This is a genomic window from Streptococcus sp. LMAG:39, from assembly GCF_008680485.1.
Taxonomy (GTDB): Bacteria; Bacillota; Bacilli; order Lactobacillales; family Streptococcaceae; genus Streptococcus; species Streptococcus pasteurianus.
In genome coordinates, this window is sequence record NZ_NALE01000001.1 from 596,532 (window position 1) to 619,681 (window position 23,150).

A 23,150-nucleotide genomic window follows, 5' to 3' on the forward strand; every position below is an offset into this window, starting at 1 on the left:
TCAAAAATAATTAAAATACTTGATTAGAAAGGTATTTTTACTATGAATATTTTACAAAAAATGCAACTCCACGAACCAGAATACTCAAAATCTGAAACAAAAGTTTATCACTTTCTCAAAGAAAACTTTGAGAAAGTAGAAACGTTGACAATTACTAGAATTGCAACAAATTCACATACTTCTACATCTGCCGTCCTACGATTTTGCCAAATTTTGGGCTATAAAGGTTTTAAAGATTTTCGCTACGATGCTATCAATTATATTCATCAAAAGCCAAAAGAAGAAAATGAAGATATTCTTGACCAAATTGCGGATAATTATAACCTTATTCTAAATCAAATGAAACATTTAGAACGTCAAGCAATTGACGAACTTGTTGATTGTATTTTAAAAAGACAGCGTCTGCATATTCTTGGTATTTTTCTATCATCACTCCCTGCAAGGTACTTACATTTTGGTTTACAAGATTTAGGTATCGCTAGTCAATTAGCAAGTGATTTAAACAGCGGAAATCATCTTTCAAATATTATTGACGAAGAAGATACACTTATTATGTTTTCTATTTCAGGGTCGTCAACCAATTTCAATAACACATTAAGTGCTGTTTCAAAAAATATGCCACAGAATTCCTATCTGATTACATTAAATGAGCACGCTGCTGCCGCGAAATACTTTAATCATGTCATTACTCTTCCTGGAAATTCCATTTCAAAACAATCTATTGTAGATACGCAGGCTATCGCTATGATTTTTGTTGAGGTTTTGCTCAATATGGCCCACAAGAAATTATAAAAAGGCTATAATCTAGATTCCATAATTCTGTCTTACTGCAATTCTTTGACTGTAGAAAAAGCTCATATGATTCAACCTACAATGAAAAGTAAATGCATTCGCATCAGAGCAATGATAAGAAATCTGATGAAAACTAACATAGCTACCTAGAATACTACAATAGGATTCTGAGATTTTACTATACCAATATGTAACACTTTCTTTTTGAAATAAAAAAGAGAATGACTTTCATCCTCTCTGGGAGTGCCTACTTCATTCTCATCCACTCCATATAACTAACACCGAAACCAATTCCATGAAAAACTATTCAACTTTAATAATCCCTAAGCCCAATCGATGTTTTCGATATATACCAGGTGAAACACCATTTGCTTTCTTAAAGGCTTTTGAAAAAGATTGCACTGTTGAAAAACCTATCTTATCACTAATTTGCTGAATTGAATATTCAGTCGATGATAATAAATCATTTGCAATTGAAAGTTTAATCTCACTAATATACTCTTTTATTGATATTCCCATATCAAGCTTAAATAAACGAGATAGATAATTTTCATGTAATGATAGCATTGTAGCAATATCTTTTACAGATATTTTTTGATAAGCATTTTCGCGAATTATTTCTATCGCCTGACGTACAAAAGGATTCATCTTTTTGGTAACAATTCCTTCCTTCAAATGACTCGCTGAGCTCAATAAAAGTTCTAAAAATTTATAAACCTGTTTTTGTCTAGATAGCTCGCTAACTAGATTATCTTGATCATAAGATAAAGTTTCAAAAATTAATCCTTTAAATAAACTTAAATTATCTACTTTAAAGGTAAGGTGATCCTTTCCAACACCGATTTCTTTGAGATAATATTCGACAAGATCACCACTTAACCCCAACCATACATACGACCACGGATTATTTTCATCTGCCTGATAGAAAGTCGATATCCCTGGAGGAATCACAAAACCTTGACCTTTCCTCAAATAATATTTCTGATCATTAACTAAATAGTAGCCTTGGCCTTCTAAAACTATATGTATTAAGTACTGCTTTCGAATAGCTGGTCCAAAACTATGTCTCGGTTCTGTTTTTGAATATCCACAGAAATTAAAGTAACAATCTTTCAGATGAGTATTAGGTTCTTTCACTAAGTAAAGAGAATTTTCCATTATCTACCTTCCTATTTTTAGATTTTAACAATTCTCGTTATTTTCTGATTATTCTTAACATAACTATATTGCCTGTATCATAATATAAAACTGAATAAAAAGAGCTGTCCCTAACTTAACAAAACGGAAAGTCATTAACACCTTCCGTTTTGTTATATAAAAATTTAATCGTATTCTACCACAGTCATATTTTAATTGCAAGAAATGGATTAAGGAGCGTTAAATGGATAACTCAAACTCTTAGATTTCTTGATGACCATAGCAATATTCTGAGCAATCGTCCACAATATCAAGTATTATACCAACTCTAAAATAATGAAAATGTCATCTCATAATGATTTTTTTATGCAACATTATTTTGATACTTCTCCTTTTTATTTAAGCCAAATACTTTTTCTAAAATCAATAAATCATCAATACTTTAATTAAACTAAAAAGTTATGAACGATAGTTCAGTATTTGTTAATCAAATTGAATTAGTCACTACCCTATCAGTTTTTCTCTTCGTCATAAAAAAGGTCACAAATAAAACAAGCATAAAGATTCCGGCAAACACATAAAATGGGGCTGTTAAGTGTGTACTTCCAGTCAGAAGTTGTGCCAATTCCATAACAATAGGAGCAATAAAGTTACCAATATTACAGCCAATAAAAATCAATGAAGTAGCAAAGTTAATGGTATTCTTTGTAGTTACTTTATCTAAGTTACTAAAAATAAATGGGAAACACCATGATCCTGTTATACTCGATAAGAACAACCCCATCAATAAAAACGTCATGTTACCATTTGACGTGGCAATTAATAGATTTGAAACGATATAAAATATAATTCCTAAATATAGTGTTCCTTTTCCTATCCATTTATTTACTGGTCCGAATATAAATCCTGCTAGTATTCCTAAAATAGGCATTAAAGCCAAATAATTACTAGCATTAAACTCTCCTCCTTTGATTTCAGTAGCAATAGATGCAAATCGTACTGAAATAGCAATGCTATTCATTACCAGTAAAATTGCAAATAAGACTAGAACAAAAACTATCGGATTCATTTTTTCTTTGACATCATTTTTGGAAATGTCATTTTGTTCATTTCTAATCTCGGGAACTTTCATTGCAAATAAGAAAGCTATAGGAAACGCTACTGCATAAACTAAAAAGGAAGCTGTCCAAGTAATATTCACTAGAAGTCCAGCTAAAAAAATAAGAATTGTTTGCCCTAAAGCTTCCATTGAATTTCTAATTCCCAATAGCGTTGCTCTAGTATCACCACTATATAGAGAGCTAATATATGTAACAGCCAATGAATTGTATAACCCCAAACCAGCTCCAAGTATTACTCGACTAATAAGTACTATTTGAAAATTAGCCATAAAAGCTGGTAGGATACCACCTACACCAGCTAACAATAATCCTAAAATTATTGTTTTTTTCATTCCTACTCTCTTTGCAAAATAACTAGATAACAAAATAAATATAATAACTGTCACACTTGGAACAGTACCTAAAAGTTCACTTTGACTTTGCGATATTCCTAAAGACTGTTTCATTTGTGGAATAATGCCATTTATTGCCTGAGAACTTGTTAGCATTAATGAAATACTTAAAATTGCTCCTTTTTGAAGTATACTTTTGTTATTGTTCATCGTCGCTCTCCTCCTGTTTTATAACCCAAACTTTAGAATCAAAGTCAAATGTTTCTGGACGTTGGTTCTGATCATTTATTTGTCCACTAGAAGCATCTGAACAAACTAAACCAGCTTTCATCAATTCTGCACCAGAATATAAACCATTTTGTTCCACTTGATAGAGCCTATTACTATCCAGTCCTTTTAATTTTAAACGTCGATAAGAGGCATTTACCTCATTTAATGTTTTATAATGAGCTACAATAGCAATTTTCTTATCGTGACTGACGACCATCCATGAGGTTTGATTGTCGTTATCAAAAGGAGACAATAATCTATAAAAAGTACCATTATGGATTAAATTTCTATATTTTTTATAAAAGCTAATTTGTTCTTTAACAATACTAAGATCGTCTTCATTCAATTCATTTAAGTCAAGCTCATATCCAAAAGCACCAAAAAATGCTACATTTCCTCTAGTTTTGATAGGTACAATACGGTTTGTTTGATGGTTAGGAACAATCGAAACGTGAGATCCGATAGATGATATAGGATAAAGCATGCTCGTTCCGTACTGAATTTTTAGTCTTTCAATTGCATCTGAATCGTCACTAGCCCAAGCTTGAGGAGCATAATATAGCATTCCAGGATCAAAGCGTCCTCCACCTGAAGAACAAGATTCAAATAATATATTAGGATATTTTGTTATCAGTTTTTCATATAAACGATATACACCTAGTATATATCTGTGGAACACTTCTCCTTGTTGATTTGCTGACAAATGACTATCAAACACATCAGTTAACGGTCGATTCATATCCCATTTTATATAATCCAACTTAGATTCATCAATAATTTTACACATTTGATCAAAAATATTTTCAACAACTTCATCTAAACCAAAATTTAAAACATATTGATTTCTACCATGATGAGGTTTGCGATTTGGTGTCGAAATAATCCAATTTGGATGTTTACGATATAATTCGCTATCCTTATTCACCATCTCAGGTTCAAACCATAAGCCAAATTTCATACCAAAACTACGAATTTTTTCCGAGAGGCTACTAATCCCTTCAGGTAATCTTTTAGGATTTACATACCAATCCCCTAATCCAGCACAATCATTTTCTCGGTTTCCAAACCAGCCATCATCTAATACAAATAATTCTATACCAACATCAAAAGCTTTTTTAGCAATACTAACTAACTTATCTTCATCAAAATCAAAATATGTTGCTTCCCAATTATTAATTAAAACTGGCCTATCTTTTTCTCGCCACTCACCACGAGCCAAACGTTTTCTAAATAGTTGGTGAAAAGTTTGACTCATACCGTTTAAACCTGTACTTGAATAAACTAGAATTGCTTCTGGTGTTGTAAACGTCTCACCAGAATTAAGTTGCCAATTAAATCCAAATGGATTGATACCAATTTGAAGTCTGGTAACATCCCATGTATCTACTTCTGCTTGAATTAAAAAATTTCCTGAATAAACTAAAGCTGCACCAATAGCTTCTCCTTGATTTTCATCAGTATTTTTCCTTTTTAAAGTAACAAATGGATTATGTTGATGACTTGAGATACCTCGCGTAGACTCAATTGATTGAATCCCTTGTTGTAAAGTACGCGATTTAATGGTTCTCTCACGTCCCCAAGCACCAGAGAGTTGTTGCCATTCATAATCAGCATCTGGTAAATCTAATGATAAACTGCTAATATTTTCAATTATTTGACTCTCTTTTCCTTTGTTTATAATTCGTACACTACGAGTAATAACAGGATAATCTCTATATATTGTATATAATAACTCTACTTGAATGCTCGTAATAGCATCTAAAAGGTAAACTTTCAGTGTTTTACTTTCACTATCTCTATCAACGTAAGTCGCTGGTAAACCTTCTAATCTTGGCTTTCCATCTTCTATTTCATGGCCTATATAAACAAAATCTGTTAGACGAGATCCATTTTTCTGTAATATAGAAATAGCTGGATGTCTAAAATCAGTTGTACCATATTCAGGAAATTCTTGTCTTAAGTGTTCTAAAGAGTATAATAAATCATTTTCATTTCGATAAGTACTCATAGGTCTGTGATGCATCTCAATTAAATGACTATAGTCATTATCTGGTAAAGTTTCACCATAATATAAGTGTAGTAATTTACCATCTCCTGATACCCTAAAAATATAACTTATCTCCCCATTAAATAAATGAAATTGTTGGTTTTTGGACTGGTAAATAATATTCATTTCATAATCTGTATGCATAAGTACGCCTCCATTTCTTTATAAAAACATTATAAAAAACGCTTACAAAAAATGTAAGCGTTTTTTATAACTGTTTTTTATCAAAATTAAACATTCAATTAATTTTTATATACTTTAATTTCTTGTCAGTATTGTAAATCCATTTTACCTTGCATTGAAATTTTTCATTTGGCGTTTGATGTCGCGGTCTTGTTCACGACGTTTGATGGTCTCACGTTTGTCATAATCATGCTTCCCTTTTGCCACACCAAGCAAAACTTTAGCGAAGCCATTTTTCAAATAGACTTTAAGTGGTACAAGAGTCATCCCTGTTCCTTTTAGGTCATTTGATAATTTTTCGATTTCGCGTTTTTTTAGCAATAATTTACGGGTGCGCTCAGGGGCTTGATTCCAAATATTTCCTTGTTCAAAAGGTGAAATATGAACATTAATTAGCCAAGCTTCACCATTTTTGATTTGGGCATAGCCATCTTTGAGCTGAATACGTGCAGCGCGAACGCTCTTGATTTCTGTTCCTGTCAGAACAATCCCTGCTTCAATTGTATCAACGATGTTATAGTCATGACGCGCTTTTTTATTTTGTGCAACAACATTTCCATCACCTTTTGGCATATTAGATACCTCTCTTGAAAATTAGTGATTATCTTAATTAGCAGTTTTATTTTTTAGCTTTACGTGATTTTTTCTTAGCAACTTCTTTGTAGAAAGGTTTCTTGCCTGACTTTTTAGAAGTTGAAGTGGAAGATTTACGATTTCGTGGTTTGCTTGATTTTGAACCTTTGTGGTTATCTGTTTTTGGACGACGCTTTTCTTTACCAGAACGGTCTTTGCGTGATTTTTTAACTTTCTCTACCACATCATACTCACTTGGAATGTATTCAAAGTCAATATCGCCAGTTTCTTTATCAGCACGTGTTAATTTGATTTTAATCGGTTGACCAACACGAAAAACTTTTCCTGATTTTTCACCTTGAAGGGTCAATGTACGTTCGTTATAATTGTAAAATTCTGGCAGAGTTGTGATGTGAACAAGTCCTTCGATTGTATTTGGCAATTCGATGAACATCCCAAATTTCACGACACTAGCAACCACACCGTCAAATTCCTGACCAACGTATTCTTCCATGTATTCGGCTTTTTTCATGGCTTCAACGACACGTTCAGCATCAATAGCACGACGTTCAAGGGTTGAAGATGACGTTGCCAATTCTGGAATCACATTTCTAAAGTGTTCGATTTTCTCATCAGTGAGTTGTGTGTATTCGCGAATCATGCGGTGAACAAGCAAATCAGGATAACGACGAATTGGACTTGTGAAGTGAGTATAGTACTCCGCAGCCAAACCATAGTGTCCGTGATTATGTTCAGAATAACGTGCTTGTTGCATTGAACGAAGAAGCATCATGTTTAACACTTCTGCGCCTGGTTTACCTTCTACTTTTGCCATGAAATCTTGCAAAGCTTGTTGAGTGATTTTGTTAGCTGTACCATGGATTTGAACGCCAAAAATGCTAGCATAATCAAGGAATTTTTGTAATTTTTCAGCTTTTGGTTCTTCATGGATACGGTAAATAAATGGCAATTTACGTTTTGCAAAATGCTCTGCAACTGTTTCATTAGCTGCTAACATGAAAGATTCAATCATGCGTTCAGCAATACCACGTTGACGAAGCACAATATCAACTGGCATTCCTTTATCATTAACAATAATCTTGGCTTCGCTCGTATCAAAGTTAAGAGCACCGCGGCGCATGCGCATGGTTTCAAGAATATTGTGAAGAGCAGTCATATGATGAATAGAGTCAACGATTGGTTGATATTGCTCAATCAATTCTTCATCACCAGCAATAATGTCATTGACATTGCTGTAAGTCATACGGAAAGTTGTCTTAATGACTGATTGACAAATTTGGTGATTAACAACGTGACCATTGCAGTCAATTTCCATTAAACATGATTGTGTCAAACGGTCAACATTAGGATTTAACGAACAAATACCATTTGACAAACGTTCAGGCAGCATTGGAACTACACGGTCAGTCACATAAACTGATGTCCCACGAGCAACAGCTTCACGATTAAGCGCAGAGCCTTCTGTGACATAGTATGAAACGTCCGCAATATGAACACCGAGCTCAAAATTACCATTGCTGAGCAATTTAATATGAACAGCATCATCTAGGTCTTTGGCATCTGCACCATCAATGGTAAAGGTGATTTCATTACGTAAATCAACACGCCCAACCATGTCTTTCTCAGACGGCGCATCTGAAACTGCATTAGCTTCAGCCATAACATCTTCTGGAAATTCTGATTTGATGTCCATTGATTCAAGGACTTCAAGCACATCAATACCAACATCACCTTGGTGTCCAACGATGTCACGCACATGACCAACAAAATAATCATAGCCTCGTGTTGGGTATTTATCAATGTCAACCTTGATAATCTCAGTGCCGTCAAGCAGAACAGGCTCTTTCTTGATATAAATCTTTTGTTGAATTTTTTGATTTTTGGATTTAATGTAACCAGCGTATTTTGGTTTTTCGTCATCAAGAATAAATTTCCCAACAACCGTTTTTAAGCTACGCTCAACAATGCCGACAATGCGAACCTCAGCAGCTGTACCTTTCAAGTGATTAGCTGGCTTTTTAACAACCGCTTCAACCGTATCTCCGTCAACCGCATGACCAACGTCATTACGTCCGACAAACATGTCATCTTCATTTTCGTCAACCGCTAAAAAACCAAAACCAGCTTTGTTAGCACGAAAAACACCCGTAACGGTGATTTCTTTTTTCTTCTCTATTTTTTTACGAAGAGCAAGGTTCCCATAGTCATCAAAACGCAGTTTTCCTTGGCTTTCCAATTTTGAAATCTCTTTGATAAGCTTTGGAAATTTTTCAGCGCCAGCCATGTCTAGCCCAGCAGCCAATTCATTAATATTGACTTTTCCATGCTCCCCTAAATAAGCAATAATTTTTTCGTTCATAATTTGTGATTGTAAGTATTCCTAGTAAAAATCAGACATAAAATGCCTAGCTAGGCTTAACTCAATAATTTTCCTCTCGTATTCTACTTCATTCTAATAGGTCGTAAACAAGACTTTTACGACTTCATAATAAAAAATGAGCTGAGTGACCAGCCCATGAATTTTCGTACAAAATTCAAGATGCGCAGCCAACGTAAGCCACTATTTAGCCTCGTTAGTTGCTATCTATTTACTTGATAAAATCGCTAGCGCCAAAGCAATTGCTAGCCAAAAGAAAACTAGAACTGCTGTAAAACGTTGCATAAACGCTTCGAAGCCACGCGCTTTAGTACGTTCAAACAAAGCTTCTGAACCGCTGTTATCAAATACATTGCCACTTGGATTTTTTTGTGGTTGCAAGAAAATAGCAATTACAATAATAACAGATAATACCAGCAAAGTTGTCAGTAGTATATTGTACATCTTTTTCACTAAGAACGCGTCAGAAAGTTATTTTCAAATCAATTGAGTTGGTCATGATTTGGCACTTTCAGTCTGAGTTCTATTCCTTTCCTACACTATGGTCTTGATTATTCTAACATAAAAATCCCTAAGATTCAATATGTAAGGTCACTTTTCGCTCTTTCGGACAATATTTTAAACCTTGAATACGCTCTGGATGAGTTGTTTTATTTTTACTTGTCAAATAATTCTTACTGCCACAACTGCTACATTCTAAATTAATCTTTACTCTCACACAATTTCCTTAACTTTCAAGTATTTTCTAAAATTGATAAGGCTCCAAACAAAGTTTATAAAGACGATAAGACTAGTCACATAGAAAACCGAACGGTATCCCAAATCAGTTGCGATTGCTGACCCAATAAAAGGTCCAATAACTTGTCCTATATTCATAAACATTTGATTATAACTAAAAATACGTGAAATTCCCTCGCGTGGTGTGATTTTAGTCAACAATGAATTAATACTCGGCATCAATGCACCCGTACCAAAACCGTACAAAAAGCGGACAATGCCTAATTGTAATGAATTTTGAGCAAGGGCGCAAAGCACATACATACTAAAGCTATAAAACAGAGCAATCAAAAGTAATCTATGATTACCTATTCTATCACCAATTTTCCCAAGAGTCGAGCTTGAGAGCATGCTTGAAAATCCTAGTGCAGACACAATCAAACCCGAGACAAACATCAAGTTCTCCGTTTGACCCAGATGACGAATATACAAGGTCAAAATTGGAGCAATAGATTGTGCTGATACTTGGATAATCATACTAGTCACAAAAAGACCAATTAAAATTTGCTTATCCTTAATTGATGAAAATAGGTCACGTGTTGATAGAACTTCTGCCTTAGTAACTGGTTGGAAATCCTCTTTAACAAGAAAAATAGTCATCAGATTACAAATCAATAAAATAAAACCGACCAAAAGAAAAACTTGACGAATACCCAAGATTTCAGCAAGAACACCACCCAATAACGGTCCTACCAAACTACCACCGATAACACCAGTTGCTAGTGTTCCAAGTGCATAACCTGAACGATTTTTGGGAGCTTGACTGGCAATCAAGGCTGTTGAATTAGGGACATAACCAGAAAACAAACCGTTCAAGATACGCAAGACTAATAACCAAAAAACGTTAGGAACAAAAGCTAACCCCCCCATGGTAAAAGTCATCACCAAACTTGCTCTTACCATCATTGGTTTACGACCATAACGGTCTGCCAAACGTCCCCATACGGGAGCAATAAGAGCCGAAGTCAAAGCTGATAGTGACACCGCTAAACCAGCATACCATTCTACCTTATTTTGAGGTGCTCCAAGTTGTTCAACATATAAAGCCATAAAAGGCATAACAAGCGAAAAGCTTGCCCCGGTAAAAAAGTTACCAAGCCAAGCTACCCGCAAATTCTGTTTCCAATTAATTTCGCTGTTAATCATTGTTCACCCTCTTTTCTAAAAAACGTCAATTGATATTATAGCACAATATTAGTCAAATGAGAAAGACAGTTGCCTATACAAGTATTATGTTTTAATCACTAAAAATACAGCTAAAAATCAGTCCGATAATGTTTTTAACAATTGATCAACCTGCCCTTTTAGCGTTTGTAGATTACCACGATTATCTAGTAATTTATCAGCGTAAGCTTTTTTAGCTTCTGTTGACATTTGACTTGCAATACGTTGTTGTGCTTCAGAACGTGTGTAATGATTTCGCATCACTAAACGATCTAACTGCGTCTTTTCATCAACATAAACTAACCAGACCTCATCAAACCAATCCATATAATCAAGCTCAATCAACAGCGGAATATCCATGAAAAAGACTTCCTCTGTCTGGGCTAATTGATTGCGACGATTAGCTAATTCTTGGCGAATAATCTCATTTTGCAACCTTGACGATTTTGCCATCATCTCTTTATTTCCAAAAATAGCGTGTCCTAATTTTTGACGGTCAAGCTCTCCATTTTCTTGCAGAATGTCATGTCCAAGCCATTCAACTAAAGTTTGATACAACTTGCCACCTTTTTTTTGCAATTCATGCACAACTTGATCTGCATCAATAACCTGATAGCCCTGCTTTCGAATTTCAGCCACAACTGTTGATTTTCCTGAAGCAATTCCCCCAGTGATTCCAATAATTTTTGTCATCGTTTTTGACATGCAGGACAAAGATGTGTCCCACGACCTCCTACTTTGATTTTTTCAATCGGCGTTGCACAACGTGGACAAGGTTCGCCCGTCTTACCGTAAACTTGCAAAAACTGCTGCATATTGCCATCCTCACCAAAGGCATTATGATACGTTCTGATTGTCGTTCCACCTTTTACAATCCCTAGCTGCAAAATCTGAATAATCTCGTCATGCAACAAAGCTATTTCCGAATCTGTTAAACTCGAACTAACACGTTCTGTGTGAATTTTCGCTGCCCAAAGCGCCTCATCAACGTAAATATTTCCAAGCCCCACAACTAAAGTTTGGTCTAGAAGATAAGGCTTGATAATCTTCTTGGAAGCCTTCAATTTTCTAGTGAACTCTGATAAGTCAAATGTTTCCTTTGTCGGTTCAGGACCGAGCTTTTTCTTTTGAAAATAAGCTTCTATCTGATTTAGATACAACAATTCCATTGTCCCAAACTTACGAACATCTTGATAAACCAACGTTGACCCATCATCAAGTTGAAAAAGAACATGAAAATGTTTGTTATCAGGCACCTGTTCTGGAAAAAGCAAATACTTACCTTCCATTCGCAAATGAGAAATAATCACCTGCTTATTCAACATTAATAGTAAATATTTTCCACGCCTTCCAATATTCTGAAACGTTTGCCCCAAAATCCCAGTCTCAAACGCCACCAAATCTGTCTTGACAATCTTAGGCACACGAACATCAACAGCTACAATTTTTCGACCAACAATCAGACTCTCCAAACCACGTCTAACCGTCTCAACCTCAGGTAATTCAGGCATAACAATACGATACCAAGCCGTTAAGCGACTCAAAGAAAAATAGGAATCTTGACGAAGGTGATAAGACACCTAGGAAAGATTATCTTTTTTCAAAGAGTCGTAGGCGGGTTCTAGTCAACCAACCGCTTGGCACTCCTTTCTAAACAAAATTTAACAAATAAGGATGAGGCGGAAAATCCTAATTTTCCAGTCGCATCATCTTTTTCACTAGCTTTTCCGCTCGGGTTCAATTGAGAACCTCTATCCTTTCTAAAATTTATTTAATTCTTGAGTTAACATTTCTACGCTTATTATAAAACAGAGTGCTGCTTTTAAACAAGCACTCTGTTTTAGTGTTATTTTTGACAAAACTACCTAAGCTACGCTTAATATTCTTTCTCGTTGTAACCAAAGTCAGCAAGGTCAAGTTTTTTATCACGCCAATTTTTCTTAACTTTAACCCATGTTTCAAGGTAAACCTTGTCACCAAGCATGATTTCAATGTCACGACGTGCCATTTTACCGATCTTCTTGAGCATTGCCCCTTGCTTACCGATAATAATCCCTTTTTGGCTATCACGTTCAACCATAATTGTCGCACGGATATGCACTTTATCCGTTTCAGGGTCACGTTTCATAGACTCAACGATAACTGCAACAGAATGTGGCACTTCTTGTTCAGTCAATTTCAAGATTTTTTCACGAATCATTTCTGACACCAAGAAACGTTCTGGGTGGTCAGTAATTTGGTCCTCAGGGAAATATTGAAACCCTTCCTCCAAATTATCTTTCAAAATGTTCATCAATGTTTCAACATTGTTCCCTTGAAGAGCTGAAATTGGCACAATTTCTTTGAAATCCATTTGACTACGGAAATCATCAATTTGTTCCAAAAGTTGGTCTGGGTGCACTTTGTCAATCTTATTAATGACTAAGATAACAGGAATTTTAGCAGCCTTCAAACGCTCGATAATCATATCATCCCCCTTACCACGCTTTTCATCAGCAGGCACCATAAAAAGGACTGTTTCAACTTCTCGAAGAGTGCTGTAAGCAGATTCTACCATGAAATCACCAAGTGCATTTTTAGGTTTATGAATCCCAGGTGTGTCAATAAAGACAATCTGTTCCGTATCCGTCGTGTAAATTCCCATAATTTTATTACGAGTAGTTTGAGCTTTATCACTCATGATAGCAATTTTTTGCCCCATAACATGATTTAAAAATGTTGATTTTCCAACATTTGGGCGACCTAAAATCGCTACAAAACCTGATTTAAACATAATATATAAAGGACGTTAAACGCCCTGCTCCTTTCAATTCTCTCTAACTAAGTTTTGGCTATTCAGCAAAAATCAAGGCAATAATTTTCGGTACAAAAATAATCAATCCTGTTAAAACAGCATAGCCTGAAATTATTAAAACCGCACCCGCTGCCATATCCTTAGCATTTTTAGCTAACATTGAAAAATGGTAATTGCTAGCAAGATCGACCACATTTTCAATCGCCGAATTAATGATTTCAAACGTGATGACTAAAAAAATTGCCAGTAGCAAAAAGAGCCACTCAGTCACCGAAATTCGAAAAACAGTGCCAGCTATGATCGCCAAAATAGCTGAAATCATATGCTTGCGCATGTTTCTTTCTTCTTTGAAAGCTGTGATAATACCTGTAATGGCAAATTCCATACTCGCTACTAACGTACGATTTTTCCACTTTTTAGGTGAATTATTGTCTCTTGAGTCCATAGGCAGTTAAAATCTCTTCCTGTAAAGTAAACATTTCTTTTTCTTCTTCAGGGGTGTAATGATCATAACCATTGATATGTAAAAAACCATGTACTGCAAGGAAGCCCATTTCACGTTCAAATGAATGTCCATATTCTTCTGCTTGTTCACGCGCTTTATCAACCGAAATGAATAATTCACCGATGTATGCGTCAAATTCATCTAGCATTTCAGCCAGTTCAGGATTTTCTTCTAAGTCTTCTTCTGAAAATGACAGACTTGATTCTGGTTTGTATTCTAAGCTGATAACATCTGTTGGACGGTCTGTGTCACGGTATTCCAAGTTCAACTCATGACTACGTTCATTTGTCACAAAAGTCACGGCCATTTCTTTATTGTCTTTACCTGTCTTTTCAGCTGCAAATTGTAATAAATCAAGGGTTTGTTTTTTAATTGCTTCTGAAACTTGACCAGTTTCATCTATCATTTCAACGTACATATAAATCTTCTTTCAAACTAATTATATCAAGGCTATTATACCATAATAAAATAAAGCCCGCTACTGTACGCTTTACAACACTCATCCCCACTATCTCAAGAATTTAGCAGGTCAACTTTCATCGTTTTTCACTTTTTAACTGATAGCAAGATTGATCTTCTTGTGAAAAAGAAGTAGCTCAGGGTAAAGCTACTTCTTCAAGGAGAAGTGTTAAGGATTAGTTCTAATCATAAGTCTATCATCATTTCAAACCTCTTTGTTATAAACGTTAAACTGGCGTCCTGAAACTTGGTCTGTGTAAGTACCATCTGCCAAGTTTGTTTCAGAATCCAAATACTTGTCGCCGCTGACAAGGGTGACAAGAACAGCTCCCTTGCTTCCACGTTCAATCATAGCAACTTGTTCGTCTCCGTTAGGGTTATGGATGTATTCTAATTCACCAACCATAGCGTTGTGGAATTTATTGACAACTGCTACTGTTGCAGCTTTGTAAAGGTCATTACCTGCATCACCAATTTATGATTGACCTGTAACTGTCCCACTTTCTTTCTAATCATTATTTGCTTCTTTATCACTAGCTGGTTGACCAATTGTTTCATAGCTTGCAAAACCTGACTCAGCCACAGATTCTTCTGACACTTTTAGAGAATAGCTGCGCTGTTTTGGTGCAGCTTTTTCATAAGCATTGATGATTTCAGCAACAACTGGATGACGAACAACGTCATTAGCTGAAAAATGGACAAAATCAATCTGTTTAATGTGTTGTAATTTTTCAGTCGCATCAATCAGACCAGACTTAACTTTTTTAGGCAAGTCAATCTGGCTAGTGTCACCGTTAACAATCATTTTCGAATTGAAACCAAGGCGTGTCAAGAACATCTTCATTTGCATAATTGTCGTATTTTGTGCTTCATCAAGAATCACAAAAGCATCATCAAGTGTTCGTCCACGCATATAAGCCAGCGGAGCAATTTCAATAATATCACGTTCCATTAAACGTGTTGTTTGCTCTTTTCCTAAAATTTGGTAAAGGGCATCATAAACTGGACGAAGATAAGGGTCAACTTTTTCTTTCAAATCCCCTGGTAAAAAGCCAAGACTTTCACCAGCTTCAACAGCTGGACGCGTTAAAATAATACGTTTGACTTGTCCACGTTTGAGAGCTGTCACCGCTAAAGTTACTGCCAAGAAAGTTTTCCCAGTTCCTGCTGGTCCAATCCCAAAAACCACATCATGTGATTTGACGCTATCCACGTAAACTTTTTGTCCCAAAGTTTTAACACGGATAGGCTTTCCAGAATTATCTTTAATGATCTCTTCTTCGTAAAGTGCAACAAATTTATCAATTGAACCATTCTGTGCCATGGAAAGAGCTGTCACAACGTCTGATGTATTAACCAGCATCCCACGCGAAACCAAAACCAAAAGCGCTTGGATAGTCACACGCGCAAGCTCGACACTTTTCTCATCGTCTCCCAAAATCTGCACACGCTCAGTTCGTGCATGGATAATAACGCCAAGATTATCTTCAATCAGCTTCAAATGACGTTCATTTGACCCAAACAACGCCAATACATCATCAGGATGATTTAATGTTATCTCAACAGAATACTCTTGCAAATAGAGTCCCTCTTTCTTTTGTATTTGATAAGCCTATTATAGCTTATTTAACATAAAAAATCACGACTTGCGTGATTTCTTAACTATCTTTATTTCAAATCATTGCGCTTCAAAATGAAAAGCGGAGCTAAAAGCATTAATACAATACCTAAAAGTAGAAATGTTAGTGAAAAACCCAACCAGTCAATCAAAAAGCCAGTCATCGGAAAAATGACTATCATAAACAGACTGAAAAACATGGCAGTAACACTAAGCATTGTGGCTCTCACATCGCTTGGAATCATCACTTGAAGATCATTATTAAAGATTGGTAAAAAGAAAGCATAAAGCCCATCTGCCATCAAATAAATAATCATATAAATCAGAGGTAATTTCGTGATTGCTAAAACGTAAAGCATTCCCGTCACCCCAACTAAGATAGGAAGAAGAGCGACTGCTTTAAACCGTTTACCAATCTTACTTGCCAACCAAACAGCCCCAATATTGATAACACTAGAGATAAGCATCAGCAAACTAATCTGCCATGACGGGAAAATATCTAATTCATTTTGATAGTAAAAATAAAACATACACATCATGACACAAAAAACTTGACTAGTGATGAGCCAATAAAATAAGTGTCGATTCACTTTAAATTCCTGAACAACCGTTTTTAAAATACACGATAAACTTGCAGGCTCTTCTCGTTCTTTCTTAAACGCTGGCTCTTTCATCATAGTAATCAAAATAATGACTATCAAAGAGAAGAAAATTTGGATAACATACGTCATATCCAATAAACCATGAACAAAAAAACCTGCAACAACAGCGCCTAACGTTCTTGTTGCTTCAGCAACAGCAGACACAAAACTTGAAAATTTGAGAAACTTGTCCTCTAACCCTGCTTCTTTAGCCGATTCAAATAACATGGCAGTGCTTGTGCCAGAATCAAAATTGTATGCCCATGCGTTCAGTACCATTCCAAATGCATAAATCCAAAAATGACCTTGCCCAAATAGCATAAATAGACACGACAATATTGACATCAAACGTCCCAAATAAAGATTTGTACGGTAAGTAAAACGGTCAGCTAGGACACCTGAAGGCACTTCAGACAAGAGACTGGTCAGATGAAAAAGACTTTCTAAAATCCCAATTTGACCAAAACTCATGCCATGTTGACTAAGAAAGAGAAGCCAGAAGCTTGTGATTCCGAAAAAACCGAAAAATTCACTTGCTCCAACTAAAGCAATATTATGACGATACGATTTTTTAAACATAGTAAATTTCCTTAAAATATGTCAGACTCTCCATAGAGTCATAGATTATTAACAAAATAAGATTTTAAAATTTGATTTCTTTTAGACAGACCTATAAGTCAGTTAAAAGCCTATCAAATGCCAGTTATTGAGTTAAATCATTTGATCTACGTGCATATAGCCCACTCTCCCTTGAAATTTCTATGTTTTTGTATCGTAATTGCCATCCATTATAGCACAAAAAGTTTGAAAATAAAGCCGATTCACGCAAATTCACAGAGAATAAATTTCTTATGATATTGTACCAGCTTTGTTACACAAAAAAAGAGGTGATTCACCTCTTAATGCGCTAAGTATTCTTCCCAAATTTTGTCGAATTCGCTAAGATTAAAGGCAAAATCTGCTTCATCTTCCAAATAACGACTAATGGTTTCAAAATTGTCAGTATGTTTCGGAAAAGTTGTATCATCAAAAACTAAATCCGCTAAAATGGCTACTGGCTCATGACTTTTAGGATTACGTTGCGTCATTAACCAAGTATAAAATGATTTTCTCATTGCCAATTCTCCTTTAAAAATTGATGTCTAATGGTACTACTTTCGGCATAGTGCTCAGGATTTTTCTTGTAAAAACCTTGATGGTAATCTTCTGCCAAATAAAATGGTTGAACTGGCTCAATTGCTGTTACGATTGGCTCTTTAAAACGACCTGAAGCTTGCAAAGCTACCTTTGACTGCTCTGCTATTTGACGCTGACGCTCATCGCTATAAAAAATAACAGGGCGGTAATTATCACCACGGTCTTCAAACTGACCGAAAGCATCCGTTGGGTCCGTCTGTGCCCAATAAATCTCAACTAAATCCGCATAAGAAATCTTTTCCTCATCAAAAATGATTTCTACCGCTTCTGTATGACCAGTCTCATGCGCCTTAACCTGCTCATAAGTGGGATTTGCAACATGTCCCCCAGTATAACCCGAACGAACAGATAGAATCCCCTCTTGCTCTTCAAAAGGTTGTACCATGCACCAAAAACAACCACCCGCAAAAATCGCACGTTCCATTCTATGACCTCCAAATTATGGTGAATATATTATAGCAAAAAAAATGTCCAGTGGACATTTTTTTCACGAGCCTAAAAACTAAAAAGCGAGTTGTCCACTGGACATTTTTTTCACGAGCCTGAAAATTGAAAAGCGAGTCGGTCCACTGAACATTTTTTCTCGAGTCCGAAAACTAAATAGCAAGTTTATTTAATTCCAAACCTTAAGCTTTTTTGGGCAAGCTTTTTTTATTGCTCAAAAATACTATTCATCACTTTCTAAAACATCAGGATTCTTTTTCAAAGCTATTTTTCTTCGTCAATTAATTCTGTTCCGAATTGGTCTTGTTTGACTTTTCGTGCTTTCATCAAGCCGCCAAGCGCTTTTTTAAACTGACCTTTTGAGATGCCAAACGTTGCTTTAATATCAGCTGGCGATGATTTGTCATTCAAGGTCATAAAACCACCATTTGATTGTAAATACGTCAAAATCATTTGAGAATCATTTTCCAACATTTCAAACGAACGTGGTTTCAATGACAAATTAAGCGTACGGTCAACTTCGCGAAAACCAATGACACGTGCCGTTACTTCTTCACCAAGACGTGGTTCAGCATAACGTTCACTTGGATGAATAAAGCCAAGCATGTTATTATCTGGGAGATAAACAAATGTTCCAGATAGTTTCAAACGATAGACAATGGCGCGCAATTTTTCATTTTGCATATTATTGTAAGCAGGTCCAGCCATTTTTTGGAAAACTTCTGGCTGCGCTGGAATTGCCCAGATACGGTCTTTTTTATCCACATCCAGATGAACATAGAGTTTATCACCTTTTTTAGGCCACAATTCCTTCATATCTGGCAACACATCAAGTGAAACAACAAACTGCTTATCCGCAAGTCCAGTGTCCAAAAAGACACCCAAATCACGACGTACTTCTGTCACGACACCCCAACCATAAGTCGTACGTGTTGTGGCAACGTCAGCTGTTGTCAAACGAGCTTTTTGGTGCACATCAGTATAAGCAAACCCTTTGACCATATCGCCAATCTTATGCTCACCTTCTGCCTTATCTAGCATAAAAGTCACGCCATCTTTTTGCACAAAATACGCTTTCGCATTCTCATCAATCACAAGACCTGTGATAATAGTGGCAAGTAAATTATTCATGTATTCTTTCCTTTATAAAAGGAGGTGGAAAGTCCACCCCCATACCTTCTTTTTTGATTAGACTTCAAGCAATTCTTTTTCTTTGTTAGCTGTCATAGCATCGATGTGTTTAACAGCTTCGTCAGTTGCTTTTTGAATATCTTTTTCAAGAACTTTCAATTCGTCTTCAGTGATTTCTTTAGCTTTTTCTTGTTTTTTAGCTTCGTCCATAGCATCACGACGGATATTACGGATAGCAACTTTAGCATTTTCACCAACTTTTTTCACTTCTTTAGCAAGTTCTTTACGAGTTTCTTCAGTAAGCGCAGGAATAACCAAACGAATCACTGAACCATCATTCGCGGGGTTAATACCGAGGTCTGAAGCATTGATAGCATGTTCAATATCTTTCAAAGATGATTTATCAAATGGTGAAATCAAAAGAACACGTGCTTCTGGAACGGTGATAGAAGCCAATTGATTAAGTGGTGTCATGGCACCGTAGTATTCTACTTGGATACGGTCCAAAAGAGATGCGTTAGCACGACCAGCACGGATAGCTGCAAATTCGCGTGCCAATGAACTGTGTGATTGTTCAAAGCGTTCTTTAGCTTTTTCGATAATAGCATTAGCCATAGATTTTATTAATCCTCATTTCTTATTTTTTGTGGTGTTCAGCTTTATTTGAAACAGTTGTACCAATGGATTCCCCAAAGACAACACGTTTAATATTACCAGCTTCATTCATGTTAAAGACAACAAGGTCAATATCATTGTCCATTGAAAGAGTAGAAGCTGTTGCATCCATAATTTTAAGTCCACGTTGAATGACTTCGCCATGTGTCAATTCATCGAATTTCACGGCATTAGCATCTTTCTTAGGATCGGCATTATAGACACCATCAACACCATTTTTCGCCATTAAAATAGCTTCTGCTTCAATTTCAGCAGCACGAAGGGCAGCTGTTGTATCTGTTGAAAAGTATGGTGAACCAATACCAGCACCAAAAATAACAATGCGACCTTTTTCAAGATGACGAAGTGCACGACCACGAATATAAGGTTCTGCTACATTTTGCATTGGAATAGCTGTTTGAACACGAGTATCAACTCCATATTGTTGCAAACTATCAGCCATTACAAGGGCATTCATCACTGTACCTAACATACCAGTGTAATCGGCTTGTACGCGATCCATACCAGCTGCAGCAGCTGGTTCTCCACGCCAAAGATTTCCCCCACCAATAACCAAAGCAATTTCAACACCTGAACTATGTACTTCAGCAATTTCTTTTGCGATAGTTTGAACGGTTGTAAGATCGATTCCCACACCTTTTTCACCAGCTAACGCTTCACCAGATAATTTAATTAAAATACGTTTATACTTAGGTTCCACTACAAGTTACTCCTTCTTTTATCTTTACTATTTTATCATAATTTACCTGTTTTACCTAGCAAAATTCTCTGAATTTTGAAAGATTCAAGGTTTCAAAATCATGATGTTACAATGACAAAATGCTCCCTTTTTGTTTTCTATATTAATCACACAGTCCATAAAAAAATCCGTTTCAACGAAACGGATTTTCTGTTGTATCATCACATTAGAATGAACTTGGATCTACTTTGATACCTACACCTTGTGTAGTTGTGATAGACAAGTTAGTCATGTATGTACCTTTAGCAGTAGCTGGTTTAGCTTTAACGACAACTTCGTGGATAGCTTTGAAGTTTTCAACCAATTTATCTGCATCAAATGATACTTTACCGATGATAGCTTGTACGTTACCTGCTTTATCAGCACGGTAAGTGATTTTACCACCTTTAGATTCTTCAACTGCTTTAGCAACATCCATAGTTACTGTACCAGTTTTAGGGTTTGGCATAAGGTTACGAGGTCCAAGAACACGTCCAAGGCGTCCAACGATAGCCATCATGTCTGGTGTAGCGATAACTACGTCAAAGTCAAGCCAACCGTCGTTGATTTTAGCAACAAGGTCATCTTCACCAACGAAGTCTGCACCAGCAGCTTTAGCTTCTTCAGCTTTAGCACCACGTGCAAATACAAGAACACGTTGTGTTTTACCAGTACCGTTTGGCAATACCATTGCACCACGGATTTGTTGGTCTGCTTTACGAACGTCAATGTTAAGTTTGTATGCAACTTCCACAGACGCATCAAATTTTGCGAAGTTAGTTTCTTTTGCAAGAGCCACAGCTTCTTCTACGCTGTAAGCTTTTGTGCTGTCGATTTTTTCAAGTGCAGCACGCATTTGTTTGCTTTTTTTAGCCATTTAAAATTCTCCTTGTAATGTGGTCATATCGATTTGATTTAAAATCTCCCACGTCACTCATCAAATTACGATGAAGTCTTGCGGGTCTAACGTGAATTAATCTCAACGGTACAGTGTGGTTACCTCAATTAATCACAGATTGGGTTGCTATTGATTAGTCAACAACAGTGAATCCCATAGAACGAGCAGTACCTTCAATCATACGCATTGCAGATTCAATATTTGCAGCGTTTAAGTCTGGCATTTTAGTTTCAGCAATTTCTTGTACTTGTGCACGAGTAACTGTTGCAACTTTAGTTGTGTTAGGTGTTCCTGAACCTTTTTCAACACCTGCAGCTTTTTTCAAAAGAACAGCAGCTGGTGGAGTTTTAGTTACGAAATCAAATGATTTATCTTCATATACTGAGATAACAACTGGGATAATCATGCCAGCTTGATCAGCTGTACGAGCGTTAAATTCTTTAGTGAATCCCATGATGTTAATACCTGCTTGACCAAGAGCTGGACCAACTGGTGGAGCTGGTGTAGCTTTACCAGCAGGAATTTGAAGTTTAACAACTTTTTCGACTTTTTTAGCCATTTATAAAATCCTCCTGTTGTGGTTTTGGCGGTAATTAAGATTTTTACCTCCCACAGATATGCTCAATAGCATACCTTATCATTATACATTAATTTTTGGAAAAAGCAAGGAGTTTATTGCATTTATTTTCTTAAAAATCCTTGATTTGACAACTTTTATTAACTGTTATCAAATTTAAGCACTTTCCAGCTATTTTTTCGTCAGACACTATTGATTTTCCTAATAACCTATTTCCATTCCACGTTAAATTATTGATGTCCATTTTTACTAACAAAGAAAGTCAAACTAAATTTTAGGAAAAGCCCTCTAATCATTTACATCTTTTAGGTTTCAGTATAAAATATAAAGTATGATGATGTACAAATTATTTTCTTTCTCGTTTGTGTTTTTGACACCAATTTTTGCTTATATTTTAGTGACATTTTTCAAATTAAAACGTTTTGGCATTCTATTTACCGACATTGCTTTTCCGATTTTTGCTTTTGAAATCGGATTGGTGGGAAATAAATTTTTAGGGAGTAGTATTTTCTTTTATTATTTGATTTGTCTGTCACTACTCGCTATTATTTTAACGGTAACTTTTCTTAGGAGAGATCATTCTTTTTCTTACCGCCGTTTTGGGAAATTTTTCTGGCGCTCTGGTTTTATTTTGACTTTTCTCTTTTACATTATGATACTGATTTTAATTTTTACGATTACATAAAAAACGCTAGCCAA

General features: G+C 35.8%; 25 protein-coding genes. 2 read left to right on the forward strand and 23 right to left on the reverse strand.

Annotation, left to right across the window (positions count from 1 at the left end):
• Positions 1-42: 42 nt before the first annotated feature.
• Positions 43-792, forward strand: a complete 750-nt coding sequence (locus CCC20_RS02830; protein ID WP_003065866.1) for a MurR/RpiR family transcriptional regulator — start codon at positions 43-45, stop codon at positions 790-792.
• Positions 793-1,095: 303 nt separating this feature from the next.
• On the opposite strand, the gene CCC20_RS02835 is transcribed toward CCC20_RS02830, so the two are convergent.
• The 23 genes from CCC20_RS02835 to rplK all read right to left on the reverse strand — a co-directional run bounded on the left by CCC20_RS02835 (position 1,096) and on the right by rplK (position 22,433).
• Positions 1,096-1,950, reverse strand: coding sequence for an AraC family transcriptional regulator (locus CCC20_RS02835; RefSeq protein ID WP_003065868.1), 855 nt, complete (start codon positions 1,948-1,950; stop codon positions 1,096-1,098).
• 466 nt (positions 1,951-2,416) lie between these two features.
• Positions 2,417-3,592: an MFS transporter gene (locus CCC20_RS02840; protein ID WP_061100093.1), complete on the reverse strand. Its 1,176-nt coding sequence runs from the start codon at positions 3,590-3,592 to the stop codon at positions 2,417-2,419.
• Complete coding sequence (locus CCC20_RS02845) at positions 3,582-5,843, reverse strand: alpha-galactosidase (RefSeq protein WP_003065872.1); 2,262 nt, start codon at positions 5,841-5,843, stop codon at positions 3,582-3,584. The genes CCC20_RS02840 and CCC20_RS02845 overlap by 11 nt, the downstream gene beginning before the upstream one ends.
• A 144-nt stretch (positions 5,844-5,987) precedes the next feature.
• Positions 5,988-6,455 (reverse strand): SsrA-binding protein SmpB, encoded by a 468-nt coding sequence (gene smpB, locus CCC20_RS02850; protein WP_003065873.1) that lies wholly within the window; start codon positions 6,453-6,455, stop codon positions 5,988-5,990.
• A gap of 46 nt (positions 6,456-6,501) precedes the next feature.
• Positions 6,502-8,835, reverse strand: coding sequence for a ribonuclease R (gene rnr / locus CCC20_RS02855; protein ID WP_003065875.1), 2,334 nt, complete (start codon positions 8,833-8,835; stop codon positions 6,502-6,504).
• A 225-nt stretch (positions 8,836-9,060) separates the two neighbouring features.
• On the reverse strand, positions 9,061-9,297 hold the full coding sequence (gene secG, locus CCC20_RS02860) for a preprotein translocase subunit SecG (RefSeq protein ID WP_003065877.1): 237 nt from the start codon (positions 9,295-9,297) through the stop codon (positions 9,061-9,063).
• Positions 9,298-9,424: 127 nt separating this feature from the next.
• Positions 9,425-9,571: a 50S ribosomal protein L33 gene (gene rpmG / locus CCC20_RS02865; protein ID WP_013852139.1), complete on the reverse strand. Its 147-nt coding sequence runs from the start codon at positions 9,569-9,571 to the stop codon at positions 9,425-9,427.
• Positions 9,568-10,776 (reverse strand): multidrug efflux MFS transporter, encoded by a 1,209-nt coding sequence (locus CCC20_RS02870; protein ID WP_003065879.1) that lies wholly within the window; start codon positions 10,774-10,776, stop codon positions 9,568-9,570. The genes rpmG and CCC20_RS02870 overlap by 4 nt, the downstream gene beginning before the upstream one ends.
• Positions 10,777-10,893: 117 nt before the next feature.
• Complete coding sequence (gene coaE, locus CCC20_RS02875; protein WP_282184897.1) at positions 10,894-11,487, reverse strand: dephospho-CoA kinase; 594 nt, start codon at positions 11,485-11,487, stop codon at positions 10,894-10,896.
• A complete protein-coding gene (gene mutM / locus CCC20_RS02880; protein ID WP_117575479.1) occupies positions 11,484-12,305 on the reverse strand; it encodes a DNA-formamidopyrimidine glycosylase in 822 nt (273 codons plus the stop codon). Before mutM ends, coaE begins: the two co-directional genes overlap by 4 nt.
• Positions 12,306-12,670: 365 nt before the next feature.
• Positions 12,671-13,567 (reverse strand): GTPase Era, encoded by an 897-nt coding sequence (era, locus tag CCC20_RS02885; protein ID WP_003065885.1) that lies wholly within the window; start codon positions 13,565-13,567, stop codon positions 12,671-12,673.
• Between the two features lie 58 nt (positions 13,568-13,625).
• Positions 13,626-14,033, reverse strand: coding sequence for a diacylglycerol kinase family protein (locus tag CCC20_RS02890; protein WP_003065887.1), 408 nt, complete (start codon positions 14,031-14,033; stop codon positions 13,626-13,628).
• Complete coding sequence (gene ybeY, locus CCC20_RS02895; protein WP_003065889.1) at positions 14,014-14,511, reverse strand: rRNA maturation RNase YbeY; 498 nt, start codon at positions 14,509-14,511, stop codon at positions 14,014-14,016. The genes CCC20_RS02890 and ybeY overlap by 20 nt, the downstream gene beginning before the upstream one ends.
• A 246-nt stretch (positions 14,512-14,757) precedes the next feature.
• Positions 14,758-14,958, reverse strand: coding sequence for a hypothetical protein (locus CCC20_RS02900; RefSeq protein WP_003065890.1), 201 nt, complete (start codon positions 14,956-14,958; stop codon positions 14,758-14,760).
• A 102-nt stretch (positions 14,959-15,060) separates the two neighbouring features.
• Positions 15,061-16,131: a PhoH family protein gene (locus tag CCC20_RS02905; protein ID WP_003065893.1), complete on the reverse strand. Its 1,071-nt coding sequence runs from the start codon at positions 16,129-16,131 to the stop codon at positions 15,061-15,063.
• 89 nt (positions 16,132-16,220) lie between these two features.
• Entirely contained in the window at positions 16,221-17,390 is a 1,170-nt protein-coding gene (locus tag CCC20_RS02910; protein ID WP_003065895.1) for an MFS transporter, read from the reverse strand.
• 320 nt (positions 17,391-17,710) lie between these two features.
• Positions 17,711-17,926: a YozE family protein gene (locus CCC20_RS02915; protein WP_003065897.1), complete on the reverse strand. Its 216-nt coding sequence runs from the start codon at positions 17,924-17,926 to the stop codon at positions 17,711-17,713.
• On the reverse strand, positions 17,923-18,432 hold the full coding sequence (gene msrA, locus CCC20_RS02920; protein WP_003065898.1) for a peptide-methionine (S)-S-oxide reductase MsrA: 510 nt from the start codon (positions 18,430-18,432) through the stop codon (positions 17,923-17,925). Before msrA ends, CCC20_RS02915 begins: the two co-directional genes overlap by 4 nt.
• Before the next feature lie 284 nt (positions 18,433-18,716).
• Positions 18,717-19,583 carry a CvfB family protein gene (locus CCC20_RS02925; RefSeq protein WP_003065900.1) on the reverse strand — a complete coding sequence of 289 codons (867 nt, stop codon included), beginning with the start codon at positions 19,581-19,583 and terminating at the stop codon, positions 18,717-18,719.
• Positions 19,584-19,640: 57 nt separating this feature from the next.
• Positions 19,641-20,198 (reverse strand): ribosome recycling factor, encoded by a 558-nt coding sequence (frr, locus tag CCC20_RS02930; protein ID WP_003065902.1) that lies wholly within the window; start codon positions 20,196-20,198, stop codon positions 19,641-19,643.
• A gap of 22 nt (positions 20,199-20,220) precedes the next feature.
• Positions 20,221-20,958, reverse strand: coding sequence for a UMP kinase (gene pyrH, locus CCC20_RS02935; protein ID WP_003065905.1), 738 nt, complete (start codon positions 20,956-20,958; stop codon positions 20,221-20,223).
• Positions 20,959-21,163: 205 nt separating this feature from the next.
• On the reverse strand, positions 21,164-21,853 hold the full coding sequence (gene rplA / locus CCC20_RS02940) for a 50S ribosomal protein L1 (protein WP_003065909.1): 690 nt from the start codon (positions 21,851-21,853) through the stop codon (positions 21,164-21,166).
• Between the two features lie 154 nt (positions 21,854-22,007).
• Positions 22,008-22,433: a 50S ribosomal protein L11 gene (rplK, locus tag CCC20_RS02945; protein ID WP_003065913.1), complete on the reverse strand. Its 426-nt coding sequence runs from the start codon at positions 22,431-22,433 to the stop codon at positions 22,008-22,010.
• A 352-nt stretch (positions 22,434-22,785) separates the two neighbouring features.
• On the opposite strand from rplK, the gene CCC20_RS02950 reads away from it, so the two are divergent.
• A complete protein-coding gene (locus CCC20_RS02950; RefSeq protein ID WP_172456433.1) occupies positions 22,786-23,136 on the forward strand; it encodes a DUF3397 domain-containing protein in 351 nt (116 codons plus the stop codon).
• Positions 23,137-23,150: the final 14 nt, after the last annotated feature.

What these genes read in the sequence shown, in the direction of transcription:
- CCC20_RS02835 (WP_003065868.1), bottom strand. Translation starts at nt 1,950, where the DNA reads ATGGAAAATTCTCTTTACTTAGTGAAAGAACCTAATACTCATCTGAAA.
- CCC20_RS02915 (WP_003065897.1), bottom strand. Translation starts at nt 17,926, where the DNA reads ATGAGAAAATCATTTTATACTTGGTTAATGACGCAACGTAATCCTAAA.
- CCC20_RS02950 (WP_172456433.1), top strand. Translation starts at nt 22,786, where the DNA reads ATGATGTACAAATTATTTTCTTTCTCGTTTGTGTTTTTGACACCAATT.
- msrA (WP_003065898.1), bottom strand. Translation starts at nt 18,432, where the DNA reads ATGGAACGTGCGATTTTTGCGGGTGGTTGTTTTTGGTGCATGGTACAA.
- CCC20_RS02910 (WP_003065895.1), bottom strand. Translation starts at nt 17,390, where the DNA reads ATGTTTAAAAAATCGTATCGTCATAATATTGCTTTAGTTGGAGCAAGT.
- frr (WP_003065902.1), bottom strand. Translation starts at nt 20,198, where the DNA reads ATGGCTAATGCTATTATCGAAAAAGCTAAAGAACGCTTTGAACAATCA.
- rplA (WP_003065909.1), bottom strand. Translation starts at nt 21,853, where the DNA reads ATGGCTAAAAAAAGCAAACAAATGCGTGCTGCACTTGAAAAAATCGAC.
- secG (WP_003065877.1), bottom strand. Translation starts at nt 9,297, where the DNA reads ATGTACAATATACTACTGACAACTTTGCTGGTATTATCTGTTATTATT.
- rnr (WP_003065875.1), bottom strand. Translation starts at nt 8,835, where the DNA reads ATGAACGAAAAAATTATTGCTTATTTAGGGGAGCATGGAAAAGTCAAT.
- CCC20_RS02890 (WP_003065887.1), bottom strand. Translation starts at nt 14,033, where the DNA reads ATGGACTCAAGAGACAATAATTCACCTAAAAAGTGGAAAAATCGTACG.
- CCC20_RS02925 (WP_003065900.1), bottom strand. Translation starts at nt 19,583, where the DNA reads ATGAATAATTTACTTGCCACTATTATCACAGGTCTTGTGATTGATGAG.
- era (WP_003065885.1), bottom strand. Translation starts at nt 13,567, where the DNA reads ATGTTTAAATCAGGTTTTGTAGCGATTTTAGGTCGCCCAAATGTTGGA.
- ybeY (WP_003065889.1), bottom strand. Translation starts at nt 14,511, where the DNA reads ATGTACGTTGAAATGATAGATGAAACTGGTCAAGTTTCAGAAGCAATT.
- CCC20_RS02830 (WP_003065866.1), top strand. Translation starts at nt 43, where the DNA reads ATGAATATTTTACAAAAAATGCAACTCCACGAACCAGAATACTCAAAA.
- rplK (WP_003065913.1), bottom strand. Translation starts at nt 22,433, where the DNA reads ATGGCTAAAAAAGTCGAAAAAGTTGTTAAACTTCAAATTCCTGCTGGT.
- CCC20_RS02870 (WP_003065879.1), bottom strand. Translation starts at nt 10,776, where the DNA reads ATGATTAACAGCGAAATTAATTGGAAACAGAATTTGCGGGTAGCTTGG.
- CCC20_RS02845 (WP_003065872.1), bottom strand. Translation starts at nt 5,843, where the DNA reads ATGCATACAGATTATGAAATGAATATTATTTACCAGTCCAAAAACCAA.
- coaE (WP_282184897.1), bottom strand. Translation starts at nt 11,487, where the DNA reads ATGACAAAAATTATTGGAATCACTGGGGGAATTGCTTCAGGAAAATCA.
- mutM (WP_117575479.1), bottom strand. Translation starts at nt 12,305, where the DNA reads ATGCCTGAATTACCTGAGGTTGAGACGGTTAGACGTGGTTTGGAGAGT.
- CCC20_RS02840 (WP_061100093.1), bottom strand. Translation starts at nt 3,592, where the DNA reads ATGAACAATAACAAAAGTATACTTCAAAAAGGAGCAATTTTAAGTATT.
- smpB (WP_003065873.1), bottom strand. Translation starts at nt 6,455, where the DNA reads ATGCCAAAAGGTGATGGAAATGTTGTTGCACAAAATAAAAAAGCGCGT.
- CCC20_RS02900 (WP_003065890.1), bottom strand. Translation starts at nt 14,958, where the DNA reads ATGGTTGGTGAATTAGAATACATCCATAACCCTAACGGAGACGAACAA.